The sequence below is a fragment of the Micromonospora pattaloongensis genome (assembly GCF_900107255.1).
Taxonomy (GTDB): domain Bacteria; phylum Actinomycetota; class Actinomycetes; order Mycobacteriales; family Micromonosporaceae; genus Micromonospora_I; species Micromonospora_I pattaloongensis.
In genome coordinates this window covers 128,454-153,090 of record NZ_FNPH01000005.1, presented here as the reverse complement: position 1 = coordinate 153,090, position 24,637 = coordinate 128,454, and the positions used below count along the sequence as shown (strand labels likewise).

General features: G+C 73.3%; 22 protein-coding genes and 1 pseudogene. 9 read left to right on the top strand and 14 right to left on the bottom strand.

Going from position 1 to position 24,637, the window contains the following annotated elements; translation table 11 throughout:
• Nucleotides 1–55 precede the first annotated feature (55 nt).
• A complete protein-coding gene (locus BLW47_RS15645; RefSeq protein ID WP_091557209.1) occupies nt 56–433 on the top strand; it encodes a hypothetical protein in 378 nt (125 codons plus the stop codon).
• 138 nt (nt 434–571) lie between these two features.
• On the opposite strand, the gene BLW47_RS15640 is transcribed toward BLW47_RS15645, so the two are convergent.
• The 4 genes from BLW47_RS15640 to BLW47_RS15625 all read right to left on the bottom strand — a co-directional run bounded on the left by BLW47_RS15640 (nt 572) and on the right by BLW47_RS15625 (nt 3,709).
• Nucleotides 572–937, bottom strand: a complete 366-nt coding sequence (locus BLW47_RS15640) for a hypothetical protein (protein ID WP_091557206.1) — start codon at nt 935–937, stop codon at nt 572–574.
• Nucleotides 938–1,036: 99 nt separating this feature from the next.
• On the bottom strand, nt 1,037–1,855 hold the full coding sequence (gene proC, locus BLW47_RS15635) for a pyrroline-5-carboxylate reductase (protein ID WP_091557201.1): 819 nt from the start codon (nt 1,853–1,855) through the stop codon (nt 1,037–1,039).
• Nucleotides 1,856–1,958: 103 nt separating this feature from the next.
• Complete coding sequence (locus tag BLW47_RS15630; protein ID WP_091558152.1) at nt 1,959–2,987, bottom strand: 6-phosphofructokinase; 1,029 nt, start codon at nt 2,985–2,987, stop codon at nt 1,959–1,961.
• Between the two features lie 221 nt (nt 2,988–3,208).
• Complete coding sequence (locus tag BLW47_RS15625) at nt 3,209–3,709, bottom strand: polyadenylate-specific 3'-exoribonuclease AS (protein ID WP_091558148.1); 501 nt, start codon at nt 3,707–3,709, stop codon at nt 3,209–3,211.
• A 505-nt stretch (nt 3,710–4,214) separates the two neighbouring features.
• On the opposite strand from BLW47_RS15625, the gene BLW47_RS15620 reads away from it, so the two are divergent.
• Nucleotides 4,215–4,907 carry a Crp/Fnr family transcriptional regulator gene (locus BLW47_RS15620; protein WP_091557198.1) on the top strand — a complete coding sequence of 231 codons (693 nt, stop codon included), beginning with the start codon at nt 4,215–4,217 and terminating at the stop codon, nt 4,905–4,907.
• A 45-nt stretch (nt 4,908–4,952) separates the two neighbouring features.
• Here BLW47_RS15620 and BLW47_RS15615 read toward each other — a convergent pair whose 3' ends face one another.
• Nucleotides 4,953–5,243, bottom strand: a complete 291-nt coding sequence (locus tag BLW47_RS15615; RefSeq protein ID WP_139307316.1) for a hypothetical protein — start codon at nt 5,241–5,243, stop codon at nt 4,953–4,955.
• A 182-nt stretch (nt 5,244–5,425) separates the two neighbouring features.
• Between BLW47_RS15615 and BLW47_RS15610 the strand changes: the two genes are divergently transcribed.
• Nucleotides 5,426–9,055, top strand: coding sequence for an adenylate/guanylate cyclase domain-containing protein (locus tag BLW47_RS15610; protein WP_245736701.1), 3,630 nt, complete (start codon nt 5,426–5,428; stop codon nt 9,053–9,055).
• Between the two features lie 10 nt (nt 9,056–9,065).
• Here the strand turns inward: BLW47_RS15610 and BLW47_RS15605 are convergent, their stop codons facing one another.
• Nucleotides 9,066–9,782 (bottom strand): lysophospholipid acyltransferase family protein, encoded by a 717-nt coding sequence (locus BLW47_RS15605; protein WP_091557190.1) that lies wholly within the window; start codon nt 9,780–9,782, stop codon nt 9,066–9,068.
• 212 nt (nt 9,783–9,994) lie between these two features.
• Here BLW47_RS15605 and BLW47_RS15600 point away from each other — a divergent pair, with 212 nt between their 5' ends.
• Nucleotides 9,995–10,876, top strand: a complete 882-nt coding sequence (locus tag BLW47_RS15600) for a DUF308 domain-containing protein (protein ID WP_091557186.1) — start codon at nt 9,995–9,997, stop codon at nt 10,874–10,876.
• 157 nt (nt 10,877–11,033) lie between these two features.
• Nucleotides 11,034–12,446 (top strand): alpha,alpha-trehalose-phosphate synthase (UDP-forming), encoded by a 1,413-nt coding sequence (locus BLW47_RS15595; RefSeq protein WP_091557183.1) that lies wholly within the window; start codon nt 11,034–11,036, stop codon nt 12,444–12,446.
• A gap of 32 nt (nt 12,447–12,478) precedes the next feature.
• Here the strand turns inward: BLW47_RS15595 and BLW47_RS15590 are convergent, their stop codons facing one another.
• From BLW47_RS15590 to BLW47_RS15565, 6 genes and pseudogenes are all read right to left on the bottom strand, one after another.
• Nucleotides 12,479–13,297 carry an alpha/beta hydrolase gene (locus tag BLW47_RS15590; protein WP_091557178.1) on the bottom strand — a complete coding sequence of 273 codons (819 nt, stop codon included), beginning with the start codon at nt 13,295–13,297 and terminating at the stop codon, nt 12,479–12,481.
• Nucleotides 13,294–14,691, bottom strand: a complete 1,398-nt coding sequence (locus tag BLW47_RS15585; protein ID WP_091557175.1) for a flavin-containing monooxygenase — start codon at nt 14,689–14,691, stop codon at nt 13,294–13,296. The genes BLW47_RS15590 and BLW47_RS15585 overlap by 4 nt, the downstream gene beginning before the upstream one ends.
• A gap of 117 nt (nt 14,692–14,808) precedes the next feature.
• Nucleotides 14,809–15,549 (bottom strand): endonuclease/exonuclease/phosphatase family protein, encoded by a 741-nt coding sequence (locus tag BLW47_RS15580; RefSeq protein ID WP_091558141.1) that lies wholly within the window; start codon nt 15,547–15,549, stop codon nt 14,809–14,811.
• Between the two features lie 44 nt (nt 15,550–15,593).
• Nucleotides 15,594–16,541, bottom strand: coding sequence for an ROK family glucokinase (locus BLW47_RS15575; RefSeq protein ID WP_091557171.1), 948 nt, complete (start codon nt 16,539–16,541; stop codon nt 15,594–15,596).
• A gap of 619 nt (nt 16,542–17,160) precedes the next feature.
• A pseudogene (locus BLW47_RS25925) lies at nt 17,161–17,511 on the bottom strand (hypothetical protein); the annotation flags it as partial.
• Between the two features lie 20 nt (nt 17,512–17,531).
• A complete protein-coding gene (locus BLW47_RS15565) occupies nt 17,532–17,987 on the bottom strand; it encodes an SRPBCC family protein (protein ID WP_091557168.1) in 456 nt (151 codons plus the stop codon).
• 196 nt (nt 17,988–18,183) lie between these two features.
• On the opposite strand from BLW47_RS15565, the gene BLW47_RS15560 reads away from it, so the two are divergent.
• The 3 genes from BLW47_RS15560 (at nt 18,184) to BLW47_RS15550 (ending at nt 22,368) form a co-directional block, all read left to right on the top strand.
• The gene (locus BLW47_RS15560; RefSeq protein WP_091558138.1) at nt 18,184–19,980 is read left to right on the top strand and encodes an AMP-dependent synthetase/ligase; all 1,797 of its coding nucleotides are present in this window, start codon (nt 18,184–18,186) and stop codon (nt 19,978–19,980) included.
• A 71-nt stretch (nt 19,981–20,051) separates the two neighbouring features.
• A complete protein-coding gene (locus BLW47_RS15555; RefSeq protein WP_245736700.1) occupies nt 20,052–21,674 on the top strand; it encodes a sensor histidine kinase in 1,623 nt (540 codons plus the stop codon).
• A 25-nt stretch (nt 21,675–21,699) separates the two neighbouring features.
• Nucleotides 21,700–22,368, top strand: a complete 669-nt coding sequence (locus BLW47_RS15550) for a response regulator transcription factor (RefSeq protein ID WP_091557164.1) — start codon at nt 21,700–21,702, stop codon at nt 22,366–22,368.
• 64 nt (nt 22,369–22,432) lie between these two features.
• On the opposite strand, the gene BLW47_RS15545 is transcribed toward BLW47_RS15550, so the two are convergent.
• Complete coding sequence (locus BLW47_RS15545; RefSeq protein ID WP_091557161.1) at nt 22,433–22,885, bottom strand: DUF4395 domain-containing protein; 453 nt, start codon at nt 22,883–22,885, stop codon at nt 22,433–22,435.
• 94 nt (nt 22,886–22,979) lie between these two features.
• Complete coding sequence (locus BLW47_RS15540) at nt 22,980–23,585, bottom strand: thioredoxin family protein (RefSeq protein WP_245736680.1); 606 nt, start codon at nt 23,583–23,585, stop codon at nt 22,980–22,982.
• Between the two features lie 208 nt (nt 23,586–23,793).
• On the opposite strand from BLW47_RS15540, the gene BLW47_RS15535 reads away from it, so the two are divergent.
• Nucleotides 23,794–24,603 (top strand): SAM-dependent methyltransferase, encoded by an 810-nt coding sequence (locus tag BLW47_RS15535; protein ID WP_091557155.1) that lies wholly within the window; start codon nt 23,794–23,796, stop codon nt 24,601–24,603.
• Nucleotides 24,604–24,637 lie beyond the last annotated feature (34 nt).

The following is a 24,637-nucleotide window of genomic DNA, read 5'->3' as shown; positions in this document are numbered from 1 at the left end:
TCGTTGAGGCGATATGAGACTGCCGGATTTGTCAGAATATCGCCTGCATAAGGTGATGACGGACGTCGATCTCGACGGCGTCGTCGTGCCCGGCCTGTCGGCCGCGTTCCACCGGCGCGCGGCCGGAGGGCGGATCCGGACCGTGGGCGTCTACCGCTACGCCGGGGTCGAGCTCTTCATGGCCTGGGGGTACGTCGGCGAGCCGCACTGCCGCTTCACCGCCGTACGCCGCCCGGATAACTCCTGGGGCCCGGCCCGACCCGGCTGCCCGCCGGTCGTGCGGCTGCGCGACGGCGGCCGGGTCACCGCCCTCGCGATCGACGGGCACGTCCTCACCGCGCTGCTGCCGGACATGCCCGCGCCGCCGGTCGTCCGGCCCGGCACCGTCGGGCCGGACGCGACGCCGCGGACCGCCGCCGCCGCGTGCCGGTAGCGCGTGTCCGGCCGACCGGTCCGCCGCGAAACGGGGCCGGACGGCAATCCGGCGACGGGCGGCCGGACACGCGACTGGCGAACGTCCCGCCGATCGACGCGCCGCGGGGGTCGGGCGGCGCGGCCCGGCGGGACGGCCCTACACCGGCTCCGAGGCGGCCGCGGGGGAAGACGCGGACCGCCGCACGGAGACCAGGGAAGCGATCGTCAGGCCGAGGGCCACTGTCAGGCCGACCGCGTGCACCGCCGGGTGCACGATCGGCACGAAGGCGATCACGGCCACGGGCAGCTGCACCACGGCGACGAGCGCGAGCAGCAGGCCGCGCCGCCGCCCGCCCCACAGGTACGCGGTCCAGAGCGGTGCGGTCACGACCGCCAGCACGAGCACGTCGAGCGCGGCGTGCGCCGCCGGGTTGGTGACCTTGTCATGGGCGAAGGCCGAGGCCGGCGCGGCGACCCAGAGCGCCGCCATCACGCCACCGAGGATTACCGCGAGACGTCGCATGATCCATCACCTCCGAGAGTGCCGCGATAGCTACTCCTTGTGGTGACGCTATGGCCTCGGCCCTCCCGGGGGAAGGGGCTGAAACGTGAATGAATGCCGTTACCGGTTCTGGTCGGCGAGTTCCCGCGCCCGGTCCCGGGCGGCCTCCAACGCGGCGAGCAGCGCGGCGCGTACCCCGTGGTTCTCCAGCTCGCGCACGGCGGAGATGGTCGTGCCGGCGGGCGACGTGACGGCCTCGCGCAGCTTGACCGGGTGCTCGCCGGAATCGCGGAGCATGACCGCCGACCCGATCGCGGTCTGCACGATCAGGTCGTGCGCGACCTGACGCGGCAGCCCGAGCAGGATGCCGGCGTCGGTCATCGCCTCGACGAGCAGGTAGAAGTAGGCCGGGCCGGAGCCGGAGAGCGCGGTGACCGCGTCCTGCTGGGCCTCGGGCACCCGGATCGTCGCGCCGAGCGGCTTGAACATCTCCTCGGCCAGCGCGAGGTGCTCGGCGGTGGCGTGCGGACCGGCGGAGATCGCGGTCATCGCCTCGTCGACCAGCGCCGGGGTGTTGGTCATGACCCGCACCACCGGGGTGCCGTCGGGGAGTCGACGGTTGAAGAAGCTCGTGGGCAGGCCCGCGCAGAGCGAGATGACGACCTTGTCGGCCGGCACCTTCGGGCCGATCTCCTCCAGCAGTGCGGCCGCGTCCTGCGGCTTGACCGCGATGGCGAGCACGTCGGCCTCGTCGACCGCCGCGACATTGTCGACGACGCGGACCCCGTAGCGCGCGCCCAGCTCGGCGGCGCGCTCCGGCCGGCGCGTGGTGGCGATCAGCTTCTGGGCCGGCCAACCCGCGCGCAGCAGCCCGGAGAGCACCAGCTCGCCGATCTTCCCCGTCCCGATCACCGCGATCGTGTGCGCTCCCGGCACCATCGCGCCCGTCCCCTCAGTCACGTCCGCATCCCCCGCTGTTGTACGGCCGCCGCCCGCCGACCATGGACCTACCATGATCGGCGGGGGCGGCCGGCGATCCAACTCAGCTGCCGAAGAAGACCTCGGCCTCGGCGTAGCGCTCCAGCGGCACGGTCTTCAGCTCCCGCGTCGCCTCGACCAGCGGCACCCGGACGATGTCCGTGCCCTGCATCGCGACCATCTTGCCCCAGTCACCCTCGTGGGCGGCGTCGATCGCGTGCAGCCCGAGCCGGGTGGCGAGCACCCGGTCGAACGCGGTCGGCGTGCCACCGCGCTGGATGTGGCCGAGCACCACCGTGCGGGCCTCCTTGCCGGTCTTGGCCTCGATCTGCTCGGCCAGCCACTGGCCGATACCGCCGAGCCGCACGTGACCGAAGGCGTCCAGTTCCTGGTGCTGCAGCACCATCTGGCCTTCGAGGGGGTGCGCCCCCTCGGAGACCACGACGATCGGCGCGTACTGCTTCTGGAAGCGCTTCTCCACGTACGTGGCGACCTGGTCGACGTCGAACGGCCGTTCCGGCAGCAGGATCACGTTCGCGCCGCCGGCGAGCCCGGCGTGCAGCGCGATCCAGCCGGCGTGCCGGCCCATCACCTCGACGACCAGGGTGCGGTGGTGGCTCTCCGCGGTGGTGTGCAGCCGGTCGATCGCCTCCATCGCGATGTTGACCGCGGTGTCGAAGCCGAACGTGTAGTCGGTCGCGCCGAGGTCGTTGTCGATCGTCTTCGGCACCCCGACGACCTGGACGCCCAGCTCGTGCAGCTTGGTCGCGACGCCGAGGGTGTCCTCGCCGCCGATCGCCACCAGCGCGTCGACCCCCTGCTCGGCGAGGTTGTTCTTGATCTTCTCGACACCACCGTCGATCTTGAACGGATTGGTGCGGGACGAACCGAGGATGGTGCCGCCACGCGGCAGGATGCCCCGCACCTCGGCGATGCCGAGCGGCTTGCTGATCCCCTCCAGCGGCCCTCGCCAGCCGTCACGGAAGCCGATGAACTCGTGTCCATACTCCGCGACGCCCTTGCGCACCACCGATCGAATCACCGCGTTCAGACCTGGACAGTCACCGCCGCCGGTGAGCACGCCGATACGCATGATCTGCTCATCCTCCAGGAACTCTTGAGGTAAGCCCATTCAAGCCCCAGGTGCGCAGTCAGGTCAGACCATCGGCGTCATTGCCGGCCCGGGGCGGGCCGTCAGTGCGCACTGTAGTCGTCGCGCGGTACCCGGGCCAGCGCGTCAAAAATGATCCACCCGTCCGGCACCGGCGCGTGTGGACGGGACGCGCGACATCGGTCGCGAGGGTGATCACACGATCACGATCGGCGATGAATGGCCTGCCAGCGGGCGAGGTTGTGTCGCGCGTCGACGAGCGCGTCGTGCCGTTCCGAGGCCGCCTCGGGCAGCCGTGGCCGGCCGCGGTCGTCCCAGAGTTGGCGCAGCTCCTTGGTGAAGCGCGGGATCTCCCTCGGCAGCGCCGGCATCGCCCCCCACAGCTGCGCGAGCGCAACGTGGTCGTACGCCGCGTACCAGGCCCAGAGCTCCAACTCCTCCCCCGGGCGCTCGCGCAGCGGCGCGACCAGGAAGTCGTAGAGATCGTCGCGGATGCGCTCGCGGGAGCGCCAGGCGCGGTCCGCCGGGGAGGGCAGCTTGTCGAGCACGTTGCGGCGGACCCACGGGATCGCGCGGGAGTCGTCGAACTGCGTGGAGACCGCGTAGAACTCGCGGCCGTGCTCGTCGACGACGCCGATCGAGACCAGGTCGACGACCTGGCCGTCCTCGATGAACTCACAGTCGTAGAAATAGCGGTAGACCATCACCGCCATCCTCGCCGATCGACCCCGGCCGTGTCCGCGCGGGGCGCGAACCCGTTCCGGCGCGCCGCACCGGACGGCGGCACGGGCGGGTCGCCACCGTCGGCACGCCCTCCGGCCGGGCATCGGCGCGCGCCACTGTCGAATTGTCGCGGGCGCGGCGTGCATGGCGATATCGCAAAAGCGTCGGTTTCCCGGTGATAAGCGGTAACCGGCCGGAGAGGAACCGATTTCCCCGCTCTCCGGCCGGCCCCGCATCCCCGCGGCCCCGACCCGCCGCGCCCCCGTGCGGCCCCCACCCGACGGCGGATCTGGCGATAATCCTGCGGGACCGCGAGACACAGGACTGTCACAGAAATGATTGCCGGGGTGTACAGCAGGCGACAGGGCGGCCATGATCTATGTTGATAGGACTCAACGAGTGGGTTCTGGTGTTGTTCGCCTGCTTCCGGGCGACACGGATTTAACCGGAGCAGGACTGCCGTCCTTGCCGGGGAAGGGTGGGACCGTGGAGGTTCGCCTGCCGGATCCCGGTGACGCGCTCACCGGCGTCGAGATGTTCGCCGGCCTCGAGCCCGAGGTGCGGCAACGCGTGATCGCGGCGGCCGTGCCCCGCACCTACCGCAAGGGCCAGCTGCTGTTCGTGGAGAACGACCCCGGCGAATCGCTCATCGTGCTCAAGCGCGGCGCCGTCGCGGTCTTCCGCACCGCCCCGACCGGCGAGCGCGCGGTGCTCTCCGTGGTACGCCCCCCGGACGTGCTCGGCGAAGTGTCCCTGCTGGACGCTTCCACGCGCTCGGCCTCGGCCGAGGCGATCGAGGACTGCAGCGCCCTGGCGCTGTCCCGTCCCGCCTTCATGGAGCTGGTGCACTCCAACCCGCGCATCCTCGACGCGGTGATGCGCTCGCTCGGCGCGCTGATCCGCCGGCTCACCGAGCAGAACGCCGACCACGTCTTCCTCGACCTGCCCGGCCGGGTTGCCAAGACGCTGGTCCGGCTGGCCGGCGAGAGCCAGGCGCCGATGATCACGATCGAGCTCAACCAGAGTCAGCTCGCCGAGATGGCCGGCGGATCGCGGCAGAGCGTCAACCAGGCGATCGGGTCGTTCGCGAGCCGCGGCTGGCTGCGCACCGAGGGACGGCGGATCGTCGTCACCGACGTGTCGGCGCTGCGGCGCCGCGCCGGGATGGCCGACCGCTAGCGCGACGCGGGCACCCGGGCGTCGGCGTGCCCGCGCCGCGTGCCGTCACGGCTTGCTGGTCGTCGGCCCCGCCCACGCCTGCTTCTCGGTCACGGGCGGGCTCGTCGGGCCGGCCCACGCCTCCTTCTCGGTCGCCGGCGGGCTCGTCGGCCCCGCCCACGCCTGCTTGTCGACCGTCGGACCCGCCCACGCGTCGCCGGCCTCGCCGTCACCGCGCACGACGCCCGTCGACTCGAGCTCCGCCAGCGTCGCGGCATCCACATCGACCATGTCTCCGGCCGCGTACGTGGTCCCCTGCGCATCGGTCCACTCGGCGGCCAATCGGACGTAAACCATCGACACATCTCCCTCTATCAGTGATGATGAACGGCTGCCCGACTGTAGCCCCGACCGGCCCGGGTGGACTGTCCGTTAACCAACAGCCGGGTTCCCGACACCCTGGCCGGACCGCGATACTCGGCACTGGCGACCCGTCGGGGTCGCCGCGTGGAACACGCTCACCCTCCGAGGAGGCCGGCATTCCCGCCCCATGCGCCCGGTGCGGCCGCAACGGCGCCGACGACGACCGCTTCTGCGCGGGCTGCGGCGCGCCGCTGACGTCCGCCTGCCACCACTGTGGTCATCAGCTTCCGACCGACGCCGCGTTCTGCCCGTCGTGCGGGACGGCGGTGGGCGGAGGGGCCCCGGCGGCGCCCGCACCGCTGGAGGACCGGCGCCGGGTGAGCGTGCTCTTCGTCGATCTGATCGACTTCACGCCATACGTGGAGCAGTCCGACCCGGAGTTGGTGCGCGCGACGCAGACCGGCTTCTTCTCCGCCGCTCGCCGCGTGGTCGGGCAGTACGGCGGCGTGGTGGAGAAGTACATCGGCGACGCCGTGATGGCGCTGTTCGGCGCGCCGGTCGCGACGGAGACCGACCCGCTGCGCTGCGTGCGGGCCGGCCTTGAGCTGCAGCGGGTGCTGGCCCGGTTCGCCCCGGCCGAGGACCAGCGGCGCCGCCCCGACCAGCGCCGGGACCGCGGCGGCGCGCTGCGGTTCCGGGCCGGCATCGCCACGGGCGAGGCGCTGGTGGACGTCGCGGCGGCGCGCGACGGCGGTCAGGCGATCGTCGCCGGCGACGTGGTCAACACGGCCTCCCGGTTGCAGTCGGTGGCGCCGCCGGGCGGAGTGCTGGTCTGCGGCAACACGTACGGGCTGACCAAGACGGCGATCCAGTACGAGGAGCAGGCCGCGGTCACGCTGCGGGGTCGCTCCTCCCCCACCCAGGTGTGGCTGGCGCTGGCGCCGACGCAGCGGCAGCAGCCCGACCGGGAGCCGGACGCCGCACCGCTGATCGACCGGGAACATGAGCTGGGGCTGCTGGTCAACGCGTTGCACCGGTCCATGCGCGAACAGCTGCCGCAGCTGGTGACGCTGCTCGGCCGGGCCGGCATCGGCAAGAGCCGGCTGGTGCGCGAGCTGTTCCGGCACACCGAAGGGCTCATCGACGTACCGCTGACCTGGCGCACCGGTCGCTGCCCGCCGTTCGGGGAGAACGTCACGTTCGCCGCGCTCGCGGACATCGTCAAGGCCGAGGCGGGGATCCTCGACACCGACACCGCGGGCACCGCCGCGCAGCGCCTGGAGTCGGCGGTCGCGGAGCTGGTCGATCCGCTCGAGGCCGACCGGCTGACCGACGCGCTACGCCCGCTGGTCGGGCTCGCCGGGCCGAAGCTGCCGGCCGAGGAGACCGAGTCGGCGTGGCGACGGTTCCTCGTGGCGCTGGCCGCCCGCCGCCCGACGGTGCTGGTCTTCGAGGATCTGCACTGGGCCGACGACACCATGCTGCGCTTCGTCGAGCTGCTCGGCAGCTCGGCCCGGGACGTACCGCTGCTGCTGCTCTGCACCGCCCGACCGGAGCTGGTCGACCGGGACCCCAGCTGGGCCTCGGCGATCGGCGGCTCCCTGACCATCACCCTGCCGCCGCTGCGCGACACCGGCATCGCCACCCTCTACGCGCACATGTTCGGCCGGGCCGCGTTCTCGGCGGACCTGCTCAGCCCGCTGGTCGAGGTCGCCGACGGCAACCCCCTCTACGCCCACGAGTACGTCCGGATGCTGATCGAGCAGGGGGCGCTGCAGCAGTCCGGGCGGGGCTGGTCGCTGGAGCAGAGCCAGGATCTGCCGATGCCGGACAGCGTGCACGCGGTGATCGCCAACCGGGTGGACCTGCTCGACACCCAGGACCGAACGGTGCTGCTCGCGGCCTCCGTGGTCGGCATGCAGTTCTGGCCGGGCGCGGTCGCCGCCGCCCTCGGCCGGCCCGTCGAGGCGATCGAGCGGTCACTGCGGCGGCTGGAGCAGCGCGACTTCGTGCACGAACAGCCCGCCTCCACCATGGCCGGGCAGGCGGAGCTGCGCTTCCGGCACGTCCTGGTCCGCGACGTCTGCTACCAGCGGCTGCCCCGCACCGAGCGGGTGGCGCGGCACGAGCGGACCGCGGACTGGCTCGACGCGCTCTCCCGCGGCCGCGACACCGACCTGGCCGAGGTGCTCGCGCACCACCGGTGGGCGGCGCACGAGATCGCGCGGACGCTGGGGATGTCCACCGACCGGTACGCCGCGCCGGCGCGGGAGGCGCTGCACCGGGCGGCCCGCAGGGCGTACTCGTTGCACGTGCTGGACGCGGCGGCCAGCCACGCCGCTCGGGCGCTCGCGCTCGCCGACGACACCGACCCGGTCGGCCGGCTCCAGCTCGAACTGCTCAGCACCGAGATCTCGTTCTACCGCGACGGCGACGGCTTCCTCTCCGGGGGCGGCACCGACCAGCTGACCGCGCTCGCCGAGCGCCTCTACGCGCTCGGCGACCGGGCCTGCGCCGCCCGCGCCTGGACGCTGCTGGGCAAGGCCGCGTGGCTGCGCGCCGACCGGGCCGCGGCGCTGTCCTGCCTCGACCGCGCGGTGGCGCTCTTCGAGACCCTGCCGGACACCGCCGAGAAGGCCGACGCCTACGCCGAGCTGGGCCGGCTGCACATGCTCAACTACGAGCGCGATCCGGCGATCAACGCGGCCGGGGTGGCGGCCGACATCGCCGAACGGCTGGGCCTGGTCGAGGCGCGTACCAACGCGCGGATCACGATGGCGGTCGCGCGCTACCAGGCGGGTGACCGGGCGGGCCTGGACGAGCTGCACGCGGCCACCGACTACTGCCGCCGGCACCAGCTGCTGGCGCTGCCTCGGGCGATCCAGAACCTGGCGTACGCGGTCCGCGAGGAGGGCGACTGGCTGCGCTCCGATGAGCTGCTCACCGAGAGCGCCGACGACGTGCACGGTGGACACACGCTGGCGACCGGGTACTCCGGCGAGGCGATGCGGGCGTACTTCGCCGGGGAGTTCGGCGAGCTGCTCGCCGCCGCCGACGCCTTCGTCGACACCCCCAGCGGACGGTGGGACATGCAGGTCCGCGGCCTGCGGTCCTGCCTGCGGGTGCTGCGCGGCGAGCCGGTGCCCGGCCCGGAGCCGCTGTCCGGGGCCGCCGGCGGCGGGCGTTCAATGATCGACCCGGCGGCCGCCCCCGTCGACGACGTGAGCGATGCGCTGCAGACCGCCCGGGCCAGCGGCTTCCACCGCCTGCACTGGACCACGCTCGGCCTCGGCGCGTTCTGCCGCGTCCTGCAGGGGCGGCACAAGGAGGCAATCGAGCTGCTCGACGAGCTCGCGGCGGCCTGGTCGGCGGTGCCGGCCCTGGCCAGCGGGGAGTGGATCAGCGCGGCCGCGTACGCGGGGGCGCTCGCCGGACGGGACGCGGCCGCCCAGGTGCGCGGAATGCTCGAGCGGGTCGCCCACCGTACGCCGTGGGCGGAGGCGGCGCTGCGCACGGTGAGCGCGGCGGTGGTGGCGGCGGACGGTGACCACGCGCGGGCCGCGCAGCTCTACCTGGCCGCCGCCGAGACGTACGCCCAGATTCCGGACACCACGGACCGGATGCTGGCGCTGGCGCTGGCGGTCGGGGAACTGCGCCGGGCCGGCGAGCGGGACGTCGCGGAGACGACGCTGACCGAGGTGCGCGCGTTCGCGCTGCGCAATCAGGCCCCGGGACTGCTGCTGCTCACCCGGGCCTCCGACGCCGACCCGTCCGGCACCGGCTGGTCCCCCACGCTCGCCTCCTGACGGCGACCCGTCAGGCGGCGAGCGACTCGCGCGGGCCGGGCTGGGTGGGGACGGGCTGCTGGGTCTTCACCTTCTGAGCGTAGATGTCCACGTATTCCCGCCCGGAGAGCTCCATCAGCTCGTACATGATCTCGTCGGTGACCGCCCGCTCCACGAACCGGTCGCCGGCCATCCCGGCGTAGCGGGAGAAGTCCAGCGGCTCCCCGAAGCGGATCTTCACCCGCTTGATCTTCGGGATGAGCGTGCCCGGCGGCTGGATCTCGTCGGCGTTGAGCATGACGACCGGGATCACCGGGGCCCCGCTCTCCAGCGCCAGCCGCGCGACCCCCGTCTTACCGCGGTAGAGCCGCCCGTCCGGGGAGCGGGTGCCCTCGGGATAGATCCCGGCGAGGTTGCCGCTGCGCAGCACCCGCAGCTGGGTGTCGAGCGCGGCCTGCGCGGCGCGCCCGCCGGAGCGGTCGACCGGGATCGTGCCGGTGCCGACGAAGAACTGCTTGATCAACCAACCTTTGATCCCCTTGCCGGTGAAGTACTCCGCCTTTGCGACGAAGGTCACCTTTCGCTTGACCATGAGCGGCATGAAGATCGAATCGGAGAACGACAGGTGGTTGCTGGCGAGGATCGCGGGGCCGGAGCCGGGGATGTGCCCGCGCCCCTCGACCTGCGGCCGGAAGATCATCTTCAGCCATGGGCCGAGGATGATGTACTTGAGCAGCCAGTACAGCACCGGTGTCCTTTCCCACGGGTCCCGCGCGGCCCCGCGGCGATCGCGGTGGCGGAACTGTCGGCACTGAGCCTACGAAGCGGGTACGCCGCGCCACAACGCACTCCCACAACGACCGGCCGCCGTGTCACGATTCAGTGCACGGCCCGGGGCGGGCGCAGCCGCCGCCGGAGCCGGGATCGGGCGCTCGGCCGCGCCGATGAGGGGAGTGACAGGTGTCAGCGGGTGGGGCACGGCGGGGACGGCGCGACAACGGTCTCGACGCCAGCGAGTACGCCGTCGTGGGCGACGTCGACCCCCGGGTCGGCGAACACCTGCTCGACGTGCTCGCCGCCGGGGGCATCGCCGCGTACCTGCAGCCCTCCGCCGACCTCAATCCGATCACCCGCACCACGACGGTGCCGTCGCGCCCCGTCGACCGGCTCTACGTCGACCGCGCGCACGTGGAGACCGCGCGCGGCTACCTGGCGCAGCTGACCGAGGAGAACATCCCCTCGTCCGCCGGTGCGGCGCGCGACCCCGACGTCGACGCCGCCTGGGCCAGCATCGTCGCCGGTTACCACGCCGAGGTCGATCCGGCCGCCGCCCCGTGGCCCGCCGCCGAGGGGCTGCCGACCGAGGCGCGCGAGACGCCGGCGTCACCCGATCGCGGGGCCGTGGGCACCCGCGCGGACGGGCCGGCGCCCGACGGTGACGGCGGTGGCGCGCCCACCACGCCGGAGCGCGGCACGGAGCCCCGGCGGCTGCCGTACGCCGGCGACATCTCGGGCATCTCGCTGGGGCGGCGGCCGGACGAGCCGTCGCTGCTGGACGGGCTCGACACCTTCGGGGCGGACCTGCCGGACGACGACGAGGGCTACACCCCGCCCCCGCCACCGCCGCTGCCCCGGGTATCGAAGTACGCGGCCGTCGGCGTGCTCGGCATCGTCGCCGGATTCGTGCTCTTCTTCTTCCCCGACCTGCTGCCCGTGGACCGCGCCCTGGTGACCGTGATCGGGTTCGCCAGCGTGCTCGCCGGCTTCGTGACGCTGATCTGGCGGTTGCGGCCGGACAAGGACGACGACGAGCGCGACCCGGACGACGGGGCGGTCGTCTGACCGGCGGATCTATCCATTTAGCCCGGTAGATATCGTCACTCTGTAACGCTCGCGTAACTTGACGTCAGTAGGAATACTGCTGGTAGGCCGTCCCCCCTGCGAGCACGCGATCGCTGACCAGACGCGGTCGTCGCGCCTCGTCGAAACGAGGTGCCGGATGCGACAGAGTTCTCTCGTGGTGGTGGCCAACCGCCTGCCGGTGGACGACAGCGTGGCGCCCGACGGCGCCTGCGAGTGGCGTCGCAGCCCCGGCGGCCTGGTCGGCGCCCTGCACCCGATCCTGCAGCACACCCCGGCGACCTGGGTGGGCTGGGCCGGCGACGCCGGTCCGGCGCCCACGTTGCCCGACATCGACGGCGTCCGGATGCACACCGTCGCGCTCTCCGCGGAGGACATCCGCGACCACTACGAGGGCTTCGCCAACGCGACCCTGTGGCCGCTCTACCACGACTCGGTCGAGCATCCGAGCTTCCACCGCCGCTGGTGGGAGGCGTACCACCGGGTCAACCAGCGCTTCGCGGCCGCCGCGGCGGAGGCGGCCGAGCCGGGCGCGCTGGTCTGGGTGCAGGACTACCACCTGCAACTCGTCCCCGGCATGCTGCGGGCGCTCCGCCCCGACCTGCTCATCGGGTTCTTCCTGCACGTGCCGTTCCCGCCCCCGGAACTGTTCATGCAGCTCCCCCGCCGGGCCGAGCTGCTGCTCGGCATGCTCGGCGCCGACCTGGTGGGCTTCCAGCGGGTGCAGGCCGCGCACAACTTCGCCCAGCTCGCCGCGAAGGTGCTCAAGGTCCCGGCGACCGACCGGCGGATCGCGGTCGAGGGCCGGGTGGTGCGGATCGGCGCGTTCCCGGTCTCCATCGACATGGCCGAGATGGAGGCGCTGGCCAGCCGCCCGTCCGTCGCGGCGCGGGCGCGTCAGCTGCGCACCGATCTCGGCGATCCGCGCCGGGTCGTCCTCAGCGTCGACCGGATGGACTACACCAAGGGCATCGAGCACCGGCTCAAGGCGTACAGCGAGCTGATCGAGGGCGGGCACATCAAGGTGCACGACACGGTGCTGGTGCAGGTCGCGGTGCCGAGCCGGGAACGCGTCGCGCAGTACCAGATCCTGCGGGACCGGGTCGAGCGCGAGGTGGGGCGGATCAACGGCGAGTTCGGGCGCGTCGGGGAACCGGCGATCCACTACCTCAACCAACCGTTCGACCGCGCCGAGCTCGCCGCCCTCTACCGCGTCGCCGACATCATGGCGGTCACGCCGCTGCGCGACGGGATGAACCTGGTCGCCAAGGAGTACATCGCGGCGCGCGTCGACGACACCGGCGCCCTGGTGCTCAGCGAGTTCGCCGGCGCCGCCGCCGAGTTTCCCCAGGCCTACCTGGTCAACCCGCACGACCTCGACGGGCTGAAGCTGACGCTGCTGCACGCGCTGGACGCCAGCCCGGAGGACGTCACCGACCGGATGCGCGGCATGCGCGCGCACCTGCGGGTGCACGACATTCGCGCCTGGGCCCGCGCCTACCTCACCGCCCTGGACCGCACCGGCACCCTGGCCGCCCGACTGGCGCCCTGACCGGCCGATCATCACCCGCCGCGGAACGCGGGTCAGAAGGACGCCCCCTTGTCGAGCCAGTCGAGGATGGCGTCGATCGGTTCGCGCCAGCGGGCGTCGAGCATCAGGTCATGGCCCATTCCGGGGAAGAGCAGCGGGGCATGGCCGTATCGGGCGGCGGCCCGGTCGAGCGCCCTCGCCGGCACCACCCGGTCGTCCGGGCTACCCACCACCAGCACCGGCGGGTCACCCACCGGCGGCTCCGGGGCGCGGTGCGCCAGCACCTGCCACTGGGCGCGCGCCGCGGCCCGGCCGAGCCGCGCCTGGTACGCCCGCGCCACCGGTTCCGGCAGCTCCCGGCTGAACAACTGCCGCCGGGTCAGCCGCAGCCGTCCACCGACGAGCGCCGGCAGGGTGCCGACCGGGTTGCGCCGCAGCGCGGTCACCACGGTGCCGAGGTCACCGAGGACGGGGGCGAGGAGCACCGCGGCGCGGGCGGGATAGCGGGCCAGCGCGCGGGTCACCACGAGCGCACCGGCGCCGTGCCCCACCAGCACCGCCTGCCGCGGCAGGCCCGCCGCCACCTGGACCACGTCGTGGGCGTACGCCCGCAGCGTCGCCTTCGGCGCGGCTGCGCTCCCGCCGTGCCCCCGCAGGCTCACCGCGTACGCCGCGAACCCGCGCGCCGCGGCGTGCTCCAGCCAGTGCTCCGCGAATGCCCACGCGCCGTGCCCGAAGCCCGGCACGAAGAGCACCGGCGGCTTGCCCTCGTCGGTCTCGGGCGTCGCGTGCAGCACCTCCCGGCGGGCCGGCGGCACCGGCCGGGCCCAGTCGCGGATCCGCATGATCCGGACACGGTCCCGCGCCGTCATGCCACCACCCCCAGCTCGTCCAGCGCCTTCTGCAGCGCGCGCAGATAGTCGACGTGAGCGACCTCGAACCAGTGCCGCGTGGAGTCCTCCACGTCCGCCGCGTGCCACCGCCGTCCCGCGTCCGCCTCGACGCGCGCCTGGAAGCTGCCGGACCGCTCCGGCGCGTCGCGCCGCAGCCGCAACCACCGCGCGATCGCCACGGTCTGCCAGTGGACCAGCGGGAACAGCCCGGAGTCGGACTGCAGCAACCCGGCCACCGCGAGCGTCGGCTGCCGGCGCGGGAACGCGTTGAGGTAGAGCTCGGGCCGGCCGTCGCCGTCGGCGCCGAGCAGCTTCGGGTCCAGGAACTCGAAGCGCGGCAGGTAACCGGTGGCGAACACGACCACGTCCGGCTCGATCTGCTCCCCACCGACGAACTCGACGGAGTGCCGCCGGAAACGGACGATGTCGCGTACCGGCGTGATCCCGCCATGGCCCACGTAGTAGACGAGCTGGCTGTTGGCGATCGGGTGGGTCTCGAAGACCCGGTGATCCGGCCGGGGCAGACCCAACCGCGTCACGTCGCCGACCGTCATCCGCAGCGTGCGCTGGTACAGCCACTGCCGCAGCCGCAGCGGGAGTCGCAACGCGAGCATCGCGTCGTTGACCTGATCGGTGGGGCGTCCGAAGAGGTACTTCGGGGCGTACCAGTAGCCGCGACGGGTGGAGTGCCAGCAGCGGGCCGCCTGCTGCGCGGCCTCGACGGCGATGTCGCAGCCGGTGTTGCCGCCGCCGACCACCAGCACCCGCTTGCCGCGCAGCTGCGCCGGGTCCTTGTACGCGGACGCGTGCAGCACCTGGCCCGTGAACTCGTCCAGCCCCTCGTACATCGGGGTCTTCGGCGCCCAGTTGTGCCCGTTGGCGACCACCACGGCGGCGTAGCGCTGCACCCGCTCGGCGCCGTAGCCGCCCGTGCTGCGGGTGGTGACGTCCCAGCGCTCACCGTCGGCGGGCTCGACCCGCACCACCTCCGTGCCGAACCAGACGTGCGGCCGCAGGTCGAAATGGTCGGCGTAGCTATCCAGATAGGACAGGACCTGACTGTGGTGGGGGTAGTCGGGCCACGAGTCCGGCATCGGGAAGTCGGGGAACTGCGTGAACGGCTTCGACGAGATCAGGTGCGCGCTGGCGTACACCGGACTGCGGTCGTGCCGCCAGTTCCAGGCGCCGCCGATCCCGGTCTCGCGCTCGTAGCAGTCGACCGCGAAGCCGTGCTCCCGGAGGTTCTTCACCGCGACGAGGCCGCTGGCCCCGGCCCCGATGACGCAGACCGTCTCACCCCGGTCGTAGACCGGCCGGTCGTCCCGCCCGAGGGTGGCGGCCGCGTGGCTGTCATGGTCGGTGGGGATGGACACCGAGCGATTCTCCTTCTGACGCGGGCGGCGAAATCCTCCCGGCTCGGGGCCGCCTTGTCCACCCCGGCGGCAGGATCGCCACGCCGTCGGCGGGATCGCCACGCCGACGGCGCCGGGTCAGCCGAGCGCCGGCACCATGAGGTCGGCGACGACCGGGAAATGGTCGCTGGCCCGGCGACTCGTCTCGGTGTCGACCACGTCGTAGTCGACGACCCCGATCCGCGGGTCGACGAAGAGCGCGTCGATGCGGTCGCGCGGATTGGCGCAGGAGAAGGTGAGCCGGTCGGCGCGGTCGGCGGCGAGCGCGGTGTCCGTGAGCCCGTCGGCGATGGTGCGCCAGGCGGCGCCGCCGGAGTTCTCGTTGAGGTCGGCGCCGACGATCAACGGCGACCCCACCCCGGACATCGCCTCCTTGAAGAGCGCGGCCTGCCCGGGACGCTCGGTCGGATCGGTGCCGAGGTGCGAGCCGGCCACCACGAACGCCGCGGGCCCGACCGCGCAGCGCGCGAAGACGGCGCCGCGCAGGTGCCGCCCGGGCGTGAGCGGGTACCGCAGGCACCAGGTGTCGACGACCCGCACGCGCAGGGTGGTCAGCACGACGTTGCCCAACGAGGGCAGCCCGCCGGCGGCGACCACCATGCCGAAGGAGCGCGCCAACGCGGCGGCCTTCTGCCGCCACCGGAACCGCCGCGGCCCCTCCTGCACGATCATCACGTCGGGCCGCAGGTCGCGCACGACCGCGACCAGCGCATCGACGTCGTCGCGCCGGCTGTGCACGTTGTACGACAGCACCCGCAGCCGCACCCCCGTGGCCGGCTCGGTCCCGGGGCCCCCGGGATCGGCGTGCGCCTGGCTCACGTCCCGCCCCTCCGTCGTCGCGGTCGCCCGGTCGGCGACCGCCGTCACCGCCGCCGGGCCAGGTCGGCGGCGCCGACCATGCCCGCGGTGTTACCCAGCTCGGCGGGGCGCAACTCCGCCACCGGCAGTCTGCCCCGCTGCGCCAGCGCCTCTACATAGGAGCGCCGGGTGGGCCCGAGCAGCAGGTCACCGGCCTCGACGACGCCGCCGCCGAGCACCAGCACCTGCGGATCGAGGATCTGCACCATGTCGGCCAACCCGATGCCCAGCCAGTGCCCGATCTGGGCGAACGCGTGCTGCGAGACCGGGTCGCCGGCCTGCGCGGCGGCGGTGACCATGGGGCCCGTGATCAGCTCGGCGTCGCCGCCGGCCAGCGCGAGCAGCCCGGTGGCCCGGTCCGGCTCCTGCCGCGCGCCCGCGCGGGCGAAGCGCACCAGCGCGTGGCCGCTGGCGTACTGCTCGATGCAGCCGAGCCGGCCGCAGCCGCACAGGTGGCCGCTCGGCACCGCCAGCATGTGCCCCAGCTCCGCCGCGATGCCGTGGGCGCCGCGCACCAGTTCGCCGCCGAGCACGATGCCGCCGCCGATGCCGGTGCCGACGGTGAACATGATCATCGAGTCGTCCGCGTGCCGGGCCGCGCCGTAGCGGAACTCGGCCCAGGCGGCCACGTTCGCGTCGTTCTCGACGATCACCGGGAGCTCGACCGCGGCGCTGACGTAGTCGCGCAACGGCTCGTCGCGCCAGGCGATGTTCGGCGCGAAGAGCACCGTCGACCGGGCGGCGTCGATCCATCCCGCCGCGCCGATGCCGACCGCCGTCACCGGGTGGCTCGCGGCCAGCTCCGTGACCACATCGACGATCACGTCCCGGGTCTTCGCGACGTCCTCCGCCGGAGTGTCCCGACGGGTGCGCGCCAGCACCTTCCCGTCCGGGTCGACCACGCCGCCGGCCACCTTCGTACCGCCCACGTCGACCCCGATGGTCAGCGTCATGCCGCCACTCCCCTCTGCTGTGCCCGACGCCGGATCGCGATCCGGCGTCGCCGCCCCCTGAGCCTGCGCAGCCGCCTCACGCCTCGGCGCGCGGTTCCGCGTCCCCGCCGTCGGACGCGTCCGGATCATCGTCGATCCGGCGCGGCGTCGCCTTCTTCGGCGACCTCCCCGACCCGACGGACGCCGCGTCCGACCCCGGCGGCGCGCCCGCGGGCCGCCGGACCGCCTTGCGCGCCATCGGCTTGACGCGCCGCGGGCGCGTCCCGCCCGCGGCGTCGCCGGACGCGTCCCCATTCTCGGCGTCCGCGCGGGTCGCCGCCGCCCACACGTCCTGCTGCTCGGACGCGAACGCCACGTCCTGCTCGGACGAGGACGCCACGTCGCGCTGTGCGGGCGCCGGCGACGCGTCGGTGGCCGCCGGCCACGAATCATCGCCGGGGCGGGTGGCGGCGCGCCAGATTCGATCATCGGGGGCCGACGGATCGGGCCGCGCGGCGTCGGCGCGCCCCGACTCGGGCGCGCCGGCGGCGGCCGTCCAGCCGCCGGTATCGCCGGCGGCGGCCGTCCGCCCGCCGGCGTCGTCCTCGGGGGCGGCCGTCCGCTCGCCGGCGTCGCCGCTCGCGGCCGCGAACGAGCGGAGCAGGCTGGCGAGGCCGGCCGCGAAATCGCCCGCACCGGTGGCGAGCCGCTCGGCGAACTCGGGGCTGGGGTCGCGCAGCGCGGCCATCACGCGACAGACCGGGCAGACGCAGCACTCGGCGCTGCCGGTGGCGAAGCCGCCGGCCGGCGTCCCGCCGTGCCGCCCCGCGCCGGCCGCCGGCCCGAAGGCACCCAGGACGGCGTCGCCGAGCGCGGCGAATGGACCGGCCCCGCGCGCGTTGTGCCCGGCGGCGAGCCGGGCCGCGGCGAGCACCGTGGCGACCAGGCGTTCCGCCTCCTCACGCGCCGAACCGGGATCCGTGCCCCGCATCGTCGTGCTCCCCCGCCGTTCTACGAAGTCCGCCCGGGTCCCTCGACCCGGCGCTTGAGCTGCTTCAACGCGGTATCCATGATCATCTTCTCGGCCTTGCGCCGGAACATCCCGAGCATCCCGACCGCCAACTCCACCTCGAGCGTGTACGTCACCGTGGTCGTGCCGTCGCCGTTGTCGTCGAGGTCGTACGACCCGATCTGCCGCTTCTGCATCGTGGAGGGCGCGACCAGGCGCCACTCGATCCGCGAGATATCCTCGGCGTACTCGTACGCGAGGGTGTACTCGTCCGCCAGCACCCCCGCGTCGAGCACGAACCGCACCTGGCTGGCGTAGCCGTCCTCGTACTCCTCGATCACCTCGACCCGCTTGAGCGCCTCGGTCCACTCCGGGTAGCGCGGGAAGTCACAGATCACCGCGGCCACCTGCGGCGGTGGCGCGTCGATGACGATCGACTGGGTGGAGGAGTCGGCCATGGGGGGCAGGCTACCCCGTGCCGACGCGTGATCGATCGGCCGGTTGACCGGCTCCCACGCCGGGCTGGGCGACGGCGGGACGCCGGGGCCGACCGCGCGGGTCCGTCGGCCCGCCGGGTAGGTTTCGTTCCAGCCGGACCGGCCGCACCACGGCCCCACCCCGTCCGGGCCCCCCGAAGAGCACGAGGGAGTGCACGTGCGCGAGTTCTCCGTACCCCCGGTGGTCACGATCGGTGACGCCGCCAACCTGACCGATCCGGTCTGGGACAACGCGGAGCTGGCTCCGGACACCGTGCAGTTCGTCCGTCCGACCCCGGCCGGGTGGACGGACGTGACGTGCGCGCAGTTCCGCGACGACGTGGTGGCGGTGGCGCGGGGCCTGGTGGCCGCGGGCGTCGGCCCGGGCGACCGGGTCGCGCTGATGAGCAAGACGCGGTACGAGTGGACGCTGCTGGACTACGCGATCTGGGCGGTCGGCGCGGTGACGGTGCCGATCTACGAGACCTCCAGCGCGGAGCAGATGGCGTGGATCCTTTCTGACTCGGGCGCGATCGGCTGTTTTGTCGAGACCAACGGCCACGCGATGGCGCTGGCCGGCGTCCGCGACGACCTTCCGGCGCTGCGCGAGGTGTGGCAGATCGACGCCGGCGACCTCGACGCGCTGCGCGAGCGCGGCGCGTCGGTTCCGCCGGCCGAGATCGACCAGCGGCGCCGCGCCGTCAAGGCCGGCGACATCGCGACGATCATCTACACCAGCGGGACGACGGGCCGGCCCAAGGGCTGCGTGCTGAGCCACCGCAACATGCACTCGGACATCTCCAACGCGATCCCGATGCTGCCCGACCTGTTCCACGCGGGCGCCCGGACGCTGCTCTTCCTGCCGCTCGCGCACGCCTTCGCCCGGTTGATCCAGATCGGCATGGTGCAGGCCCGCGCCACGATGCGGCACGCCCCGGACACCAAGAACCTGGTCGCCGAGCTGCAGGACTTCAAGCCGACCTTCGTGCTGTCGGTTCCGCGCGTGTTCGAGAAGGTCTACAACACCGCCAAGCAGAAGGCGCACGCCGACGGCAAGGGCAAGATCTTCGACAAGGCCGAGCGCGTGGCCATCGCCCACAGCGAGGCGCGGGACACCCCGGGCGGCCCGGGACTGGGCCTGAAGCTGCAGCACAAGCTCTTCGACCGGCTGGTCTACGGCAAGCTGCGGGCGGCCCTGGGCGGCCACTGCGCCACCGCGATCTCCGGCGGCGCCCCGCTCGGCGCCCGGCTCGCGCACTTCTTCCGCGGCGTCGGCGTGACCGTCTACGAGGGCTACGGCCTCACCGAGACCTCGCCGGCCGCCGCCGCCAACCTGCAGAACGCGACCCGGATCGGCACCGTCGGCCGGCCGCTGCCCGGCGTCACGATCCGGATCGCCGACGACGGCGAGATCCTGATCAAGGGTGACATCGTGTTCCGGGAGTACTGGAACAACCCGCAGGCCACGGCGGAGGCGATCGACACCGGCGGCTGGTTCCACAGCGGTGACCTGGGCGAGCTCGACGCCGACGGCTTCCTGAAGATCACCGGCCGCAAGAAGGAGATCATCGTCACGGCCGGCGGCAAGAACGTGGCCCCCGCCGTGCTGGAGGACCGGATCCGGGTCCACCCGCTGGTCAGCCAGGCGGTGGTGGTCGGCGATCGGCGGCCGTTCATCGCCGCGCTGGTCACCATCGACGAGGAGGCGTGGCCGAACTGGCTGGCCGAGGCGGGCCACCCGGCCACCGCCACCGTCGCCGAGCTGCGCGACGACGAGCGGCTGCGGGCGGAGATCCAGAAGGCGATCGACGAGGCCAACGCGGCGGTCTCCAAGGCCGAGGCGATCAAGGTGTTCCGCATCCTGCCCCGCGACTTCACCGAGGCGACCGGCGAGATGACCCCGTCGTTGAAGGTCAAGCGCAACGTCGTGCAGCAGACGTACGCGGACGAGATCAGCGGCATCTACGGTCACTGACTACGATCCGTCACGTGTCCGTATCCGCAGCCCCCGTACCCCGCCCCCACCCGCTCGCCGCGACGGCGCGGGTGGTCATGCTCGCGCTGGTGGCGGTGCTGACCCTGATCACGACCCACGACGTCACCGAGCTGCGCTGGATCGGGCTGCTCGCGGTGGCCGGTGTGCCGGCCGTCGTCGCGCCGCGGCACCGGATCCTCGGGCCGCTCGGCCGCTTCGCCGAGGTGGTGATCGTCGCGCTGGCGGCCAGCCAGGTCGCGGCGATGGCCACCGTCGGCGCCTCGCTCACCCCCGGGCTCGGCGCCTCCGCCATGCTGCCCTACCTGTCGGTGCCGCTGACCGTCGCGGCGCTGCACCGGCGCCTCCGCGAGGCGGCCGCGCTGCTCGGCGTGGCCGCGCTGACGCTGCTGGTCAGCGGGGTCCTCACCCGCAGCGGCGGGCAGCCGCAGATCACCCAGCTCGGCTACGTCGCGGTCTGCGCGCAGTGGCTGGTCCTCGCGGCGCTCGGCACCGTGGCGGCCGGCACGCTGCAACGGATCATGCAGACGCGCGGCGAGACCAAGCCCCAGCCGTACGCCGAGGCGACCCGGCTGCTCACCCAGCTGCGCAGCGTGGCCCGGCAGCTGCCCGGCGCCACACTGGATCCGGGCGGCATCTCCGAGCACCTCATCGAGGAGCTGCGCACGGTGGCCCGGGCCGACCGGATGGCGGTGCTGTCGGCCAGCGGCGGCGGCCGGCTCGTGGTGCTCGCGCAGGCCGGCGTCGACCGGGTCGACTGGGAGACCACACTCGACGCCGACTCCGCGATCGCCGACGCCTGGGCGAGCCAGCAGCCGCAGACCGCGAGCCGGTCGCAGGCGCGGTCGCACCGCGGCGGCGACGTGTCGGCGCTGGTGGTGCCGCTGGTCGCCGGGGTCCGCACGATCGGCCTGGTCACGCTCGAGGCCGACGTGGCCAACGCCTACCCGGCCTCGGTGGTACGGCTCGTCACCGCGCTCACCCGCCCGGCCGCGCTGCGCCTGGAGGCCGCGCTCCTCTTCGACGAGGTGCGCTCGCTGGCCACGAACGAGGAGCGGCAGCGGCTGGCGCGGGAGATCCACGACGGCGTCGCGCAGGAGCTGGTGATGGTCGGCTACGGCATCGACAACGCGCTCGCGACGCTGCCCGAGGAGGCCACGGAGACGGCGGAGGAGCTGCGCACCCTGCGCGGCGAGGTCACCCGGGTCATCACCGAGCTGCGGCTGAGCCTCTTCGAGCTGCGCAGCGAGGTCGACCGGCACGGCGGGCTCGCGGCCGCGATCGCGGAGTACGCGCGCACCGTCGGCGCGTCGGGCGGGCTGCGCGTACACCTGTCGCTGGACGAGTCGACCGCGCGGCTGCCCGCCGCGACGGAGGCCGAGTTGCTGCGCATCGCGCAGGAGGCCATCACCAACGCGCGCAAGCACGCGGGCGCGGCGAATCTGTGGGTCACCTGCGCCGTGGATCCGCCCTTCGCCCAAATCGAAGTGTCGGATGATGGTCAGGGCATTGCCGACCAGCGCCCGGACGGGCGGTACGGTCTTGCGATCATGGCCGAGAGAGCGGAACGTATCCGGGGCCGGCTGGAGATCAGACCACGACACCCCAGCGGTACTACAGTGGCCGTGGTGCTGGGAACCTCGCCTCGGCGCGATAGCGTGCGAGATAGCGTGTGAGCACCAGAAGGGGAGTAACCGGAGCATGACCACCAGCCCCATGCCGACGACCCGTACCAAGGTCCTGCTTGTCGACGATCACGACCTGATCCGCAAGGGCCTGCGGCACGCGTTCGAGCGGGACCGGCAGTTCGAGGTCGTCGGCGAGGCCGCGACGGCGGCGGAGGGCGTCCGCCAGGCGGGCGCGCTGCAGCCCGACGTCGTGATCATGGACCTGCGCCTCCCCGACGGCAGCGGCCTCGAGGCCACCCGCGCGCTGCGCAAGTCCAGCGCCACGATGGGCATCGTCGTCCTGACCATGTACGCCGGCGACGACCAGCTCTTCGGCGCTCTGGAGGCCGGCGCGAGCGCGTTCGTGCCGAAGACCGCCCCCGCCGACGAGGTCGTCGCCGCCGCCCGGCACGCCGCGTCCTCGCCGAGCGCGTTCACCGCCGCCGACCTCGCCGAGGCGATGAAGCGGCGGTTGGCCCCCTCCGGGCCGCAGCTGTCGCCGCGGGAGGGGCAGGTGCTCCGCCTGCTCGCGGACGGCATGAGCGTCGCCGGCATCGCCAAGCAGCTCTTTGTCAGCGAGTCGACGGCGAAGACCCACATTTCGAAGCTCTACGAGAAGCTCGGCGCCGCAAACCGTGCGCAGGCGCTGATGACCGCGCTGCGGCTCGGGCTGCTCGAGGCGCCCGACGCGCCGAAGTTCTGATCCCCCACCCGCGCCGGATCCGGGGAGCCGCCGGCACGCCGTCGGCTCCCCTTTCGCGGCGCGGTCAGGAGGTCGGCTGCTCGCCGGCGGCCGGCACCCGCGCCGCCATCGGCCGACCGGTCAGCCGGCGCATCGCCAGATACCCCTCGCATCCGAGGCAGAGATCGAAGGCAGCGTTGAGGAACGCCGCGGCCAGCCCGGCGCCGGCGAGCGTCATGCCGACCACGGGCGCCCCGAGCAGGTACGCCAGCGCCGCGCCGAGCGCGAAGACCAGTCCCACCACCTGCGAGAAACGCACCGGCGCCGCCGGCTCCAGCTCCGCGGGGCGCGGCAGGCGCGGCGCCACGAGAGCGCGGAAGAGCAGGGCGTACGGCCCGCGCCGTGGATCCACGGCGGTGACGGCGAAAACCACCGCCTGAGCGAGAGCGAGCCACCACGCGCCGGTGACGAGGACGGCGACGAAGACGATGGCGGTGAGTACCGCGCCGAAGCGCGGGCCGCGCGGGTCGAGCAGCATCAGGGACTCCGATGGGTACGGGTGGTGCGGCGCCGAGCGTAGCTGAGTGGATGACGCCGCCGGCCGACGCACCGGGCGCGACCGACGGCGGAGGTCATGGACGCGCCGGGGCCAGCAGGGGTGCCAGCGCGGCGATCACCTGCGCCTTCGCCGGCACACCCGAGGCCCGTTGGACGATCCGCCCCTCCCCGTCGACGACGAGCACGGTCGGCGTCCGCCACACTTTCAGCGCCCGGACCGCGTCGAGGTGGCTCTCCGCGTCGACCTCGACGTGCCGTACACCGTCGAGGACCCCCGTCACCTCGGTCAGTACCCGCCGCGTGGCGCGGCACGGCGCGCAGAACGCGGAGGAGAACTGCAGCAGCGTCACCGGCACGCCGGCCTCGACGCCGAGCCCGGCGAGCAGCTCCGGCGGGACCGTGTCCGTCGCGGCCCGGCCCGGCGTCCTGCCGTGGGCGTCCGCCGCCGGGGCCGGGTCGGCGGTCGTTCCGTCCGGGGCCGCCGCGGCCGGGTCCGGGGTCGCGCGGTGAACGTCCGGCGTCGTGGCGGCGTCCGGCATTGTCGCGGCGCGGCGGTGCGGCGTCACGGTGGCGACGGCACGCAGCCGACCGGCGCGGCTGCGCCGCCACAGTCCGAAGGCGGTGGCGCCGGCGAGCACCAGCGCGGCGACCAGCAGACCGGTCATGGGCGAGGTTTGCACGAAATATACGGTGCCACGCCGACCTGGCATTGACCATTGCCGCTCCCGGGGACGGGACTGCGGCACGCCGCGAACGGTCGATGCGACCGAGTGGACGCCGCTACACATATCGCTCGGTCTGGATAGCCGGGCACGGGGCGGGCAGAATACCTAGCGGCGTCAGTGAGCAGGGAAAACAGTGCAACCTGGGACAAATGAGGAGCGAGCTATGCAGCGCCCCGACTGGGCACCGGAGAGCATCGACATCGAGCGACCGAGCGTCGCCCGGATGTACGACTACTACCTGGGCGGGTCGCACAACTTCGCCGTCGACCGGGCAGCCGCGCAGGCGATGATCGCCGCGGTGCCCGAGGCGCCGCTGATGGCCCAGGCCAACCGGGCGTTCCTGCGCCGCGCCGTGCAGTTCCTGATCGACGCCGGCGTCCGGCAGTTCCTCGACATCGGCTCCGGCATCCCCACCGTCGGCAACGTCCACGAGATCGCCCAGCGGGCCGCACCGGACGCGCGGGTCGTCTACGTCGACGTCGACCCGGTCGCCGTCGCGCACAGCCGCGAGATCCTCGCCGGCAACGACCGCGCGACGGTCCTGCACGGGGATCTGCGCAACCCCGAACGGATCCTCGAACACCCCGAGGTCCACAAGCTGCTCGACTTCACCCGACCCGTCGCCGTGATGATCGTCGCGGTGCTGCACTTCGTCCCCGACTCCGACGACCCCGCCGGGATCATCGCGACGTTCCGTGAGACGCTCGCCCCCGGCAGCTACCTGACGCTCTCCCAGGCCAGCGACGACGGCCGCCGGGCCGACGAGCGCGCCGAGGCCGAGCACGTCTATCAGCGCACGGACAACCCGCTCCGGGTACGCAGCCGCGCCGAGTTCGTACGCCTCTTCGACGGCTTCACGCTCGTCGAGCCGGGCCTGGTCTGGGTGCCGCAGTGGCGCCCCGACTCCCCGGAGGGCGCCGAGGACGGCGAGGCCTCCGGCTTCATCGGTGGAGTGGGTCGGCTCGGTGGTTGACCAGGATCAACCGACAGCGCCCACGCCCGCGCCG